3 protein-coding genes are annotated in these 3,228 nt (G+C 34.0%); 2 read left to right on the top strand and 1 reads right to left on the bottom strand.

Annotated features, from left to right (window positions below; all coding sequences use genetic code 11):
• Positions 1-292 precede the first annotated feature (292 nt).
• Together AB8B65_RS03205 and AB8B65_RS03200 are read left to right on the top strand one after the other, a co-directional pair.
• Entirely contained in the window at positions 293-754 is a 462-nt protein-coding gene (locus AB8B65_RS03205) for a hypothetical protein (RefSeq protein ID WP_405299414.1), read from the top strand.
• A gap of 125 nt (positions 755-879) precedes the next feature.
• Positions 880-1,629 (top strand): DUF6348 family protein, encoded by a 750-nt coding sequence (locus tag AB8B65_RS03200; RefSeq protein WP_405299413.1) that lies wholly within the window; start codon positions 880-882, stop codon positions 1,627-1,629.
• 119 nt (positions 1,630-1,748) lie between these two features.
• Here the strand turns inward: AB8B65_RS03200 and AB8B65_RS03195 are convergent.
• Positions 1,749-3,228: aminotransferase class I/II-fold pyridoxal phosphate-dependent enzyme (locus AB8B65_RS03195; protein ID WP_405299412.1), on the bottom strand; the 1,480-nt coding region annotated here is incomplete at its 5' end.

Raw genomic sequence — 3,228 nt, 5'->3', positions numbered from 1 at the left:
CCAACACCAGTAACCATTGCAAAACCCTATAATTTCAAAAAAAAGGCATTCTTGTTACTTTTAAGCGTGTATTTCTTTTAATTCTCGTTATAGAGTTCTAAATTAACTTCGCTTACAATATATTTTAATATCTTAGAGTTGTGCAACAGACACACCGTGTATAAAAAATTGCTAGTTCTCCCCTACTTACGAAAATCCTCGCGGATTTTTTATCTATGATTTATTTGCTAACTTTAGTACTGAAATACGCAACGAAATCATACACAAATACGTTGTAGCACATTAGAAAAAAATGGGATATTTTGCCGACATATATGCAATTAAAAAGACTAGATCGAAAAAAATAGCAGATAACTTTTTGAATCATTTTCTGCCAAACCGAAAAGAAAGTGCCGATGAATATTTGATTCCTGAATACTCTGACAATCCGACTCACAAATTTGACAATGCTGATGAGTTAATGTGTTTTCTGGAGAAAAATAAAAATTATCCAAACAGAGTTTATTGGAAAAACGTTGATGAGAAAAACTTAAATAAACACGGAATGATTTTTTACACCGAAGATGGAACAATGATTTTCGGAATTTCAAGAGAAGTAGATATGAGCGGAAACTTGAATACTACAAATGAAGACCAATGTCTGGCTGAAATGAAAAAATATTTTGACACAAATCTTGGATATATCCATTACGAAAATCCACCGGCCGAAAGCTATAAGGAGTTTGTAGAAATAGTAAATGAGTTTAAAAAATAAGGCACTACAACACGGTGTATAAAACCGTTATATGCAAGCACAAAACTGAATCTAAATAATGAATGATAAAATAAGTAGATTCGTAAAAAAACCAGCAGGTAACATTCAATAAATAATTGAACTAAATGAAAAATATTAAATCAACATTATTAACCTTCGTCATTTGCTTTTTTATTTACAATTGCAATGGGCAAAGTAAAAATACTGAGAAAAAGATAGCATCTGAATTGAATACAGTTAATGAAACTGCAACACAATATCTCTATAATAGAATTGTCAAGGATTCAAAGGCTGTCAAGAAAGGAAATAAAATCACATTAGGAGACAAATCAATCGAAGTAAACTTAAGTGTTGAATTTGATGGTCAACAAGAAGGTAAATGGATATATGCTTCTAATTTTTCAACAATAGTCAAAACATCAAAAAAGATTGAATTCAATATTAGTTCTATTGGGATTGGAAATTCGAGAGAAGAAGCAATAAATGTATCAATACAGGAATGGATTGCTGCTTTTGGAATTCCTTTATCAGACATGCTCAACAACAAGAATGGTTATAAAATTTCTGAGACAATGGTTTTCTCTGGCTTAATGGGAATTAGAGGCAATCTTCCAGAAAACACTTGGCTTAATGGCGATACTGCCATGACAACCAAAATAATTTCGCACTTAAGTCAACTAATTAAATCTGAAAAAGATGAAATTGTAACTATCGATATTAAACTTCTGATAGGAAAAAATGGTGTATTAGACGGAGAGTGTAAACTCGAAAATAAAGTTTCAACAGAGTTATTAAATAAACTTAAGACCATCGAGTGGCCAGTTTCTGGTGAAGGATATTTATTTAAACAATTTTATATCATAAAAAAATTATAAGGAAAACGGAAAACAAATGCAACGATTTCTTAGTCGAAATACCATATATCCAACACATACCAAACTAAGCACACTCAAGGTTTCCCGAATGCGCTCAATTTAATACATGTACTGTTTTTCTAAGCAATTGCCTCTTCTGATGCTGTAGATTTCAAATTAGAAAATTCTTTACTGTTTTTTTGTAAAGCTACCATTCGCGCAAAAAACCATATAAAAGGTTCGGTTTGCCCTTTTAATGTACATACTCCATTACAAATAGCAGCAAGTAATCCTTGAATATTATAGGTTTGCAAACTAGAAATAACTTCTTCATTTTTAACTATAAGTGAACAGAAAGGCAGTTCCATATTTTGTTCCGTGCTTTGCGATATAATACCTTCTTTTATTAAGATAATAGTAGGTTCAACATCGCTAGAAACTGTAAACATTAGTTGAAGATTTGGTGTTAAATTTGGCTTCTTTGAAAGGAATTGTTTTAAATAATTACAAAAAGTAGTACTCCAAACTTCCAAATCGGTTTGTGAAATATTAGTGTTTTTAGTGTGACTCTGAATCAAATCAAGTGTTTCATCTACTTCTTTTTCAGCTGCAATTAATGCCGCAAGTGTTTTATCGACATCTTCACGCGTATGTGCCGCAGAACAGATAAATCGTAAACGTCCTTTTCCATTTTCCACAATCGGATACGTAACCGCAGACGTTTGCACACCGCGTTTATACATACCTTGCACAATAGCGTACAATTTGTCTTTATTACTAAAATGCGGTGTTACAATGGGTCCATCTCCAGTACCTAAATCGTACCCAGCATCTTCAAATTGCTTGCGCATATACCGAGTTGTACTCCATAAATTCTCTTGTAATGCAGCATCTGAACGAAGTCGTCTTAAGGATGTTAAAGCTGCTGCCATATCTGCGGGACTTATGGTTGCTTGAAAAATATACGCTCTTGAAGATGACTTCATAAGATCAACATGTTCTTGACTCGCTGCCACAACGCCTCCAAGACTTCCAAGCGCTTTGCTTAGTGTCGTCATGATAAAATCTGCTTGTGCTGTAACACCTTGATCTGCACAAATTCCCGCTCCATTTTTTCCATAAAAGCCGAAAGAATGTGCTTCATCAACCAACACCAATGCATTGTATTTTTTTGCCATTCGAACAATATTAGCAACTGGTGCTGCGCCTTCTCCCATGCTATAAACGCCTTCTAATACAACTAAAATTGTATGATATGGCGAAACTTCCGATTGTAAAACGGCTTCCAAATCCGAAACGTCATTGTGTTTAAATGTTCTAACGGTAGCGCCACAAAGTCGTGCGCCATCTACAATGGAAGCATGACAAAGTTGATCAATTACAACAACATCATTTTTTCCTAAAAGTCCAGCCACAGCGCCAACATTGGCGGTATATCCTGTAGGGAATAGACAAGCACTTGGTTTTCCTACTAAATCAGCAAATTCGGTTTCAAATTCTAAATGTTGATTGGTCATTCCGGATGCAGCTGCGGAAGTTCCCATACCAGTTCCATAATTTTCTAAAGCGATCAAAGCTTCACTTATTACTTTTTCATCACGATTTAATCCAAGGTATAAA

It is taken from the genome of Kordia sp. (genome assembly GCF_045105435.1).
Taxonomy (GTDB): Bacteria; Bacteroidota; Bacteroidia; order Flavobacteriales; family Flavobacteriaceae; genus Kordia.
Note: the sequence above shows the minus strand (reverse complement) of the source record. Positions and strands in the feature narration are given on the sequence as shown.

Bases quoted from the DNA above. Each gene is read 5' to 3' on its own strand.
- AB8B65_RS03200 (WP_405299413.1), top strand. From the start codon at position 880: ATGAAAAATATTAAATCAACATTATTAACCTTCGTCATTTGCTTTTTT.
- AB8B65_RS03205 (WP_405299414.1), top strand. From the start codon at position 293: ATGGGATATTTTGCCGACATATATGCAATTAAAAAGACTAGATCGAAA.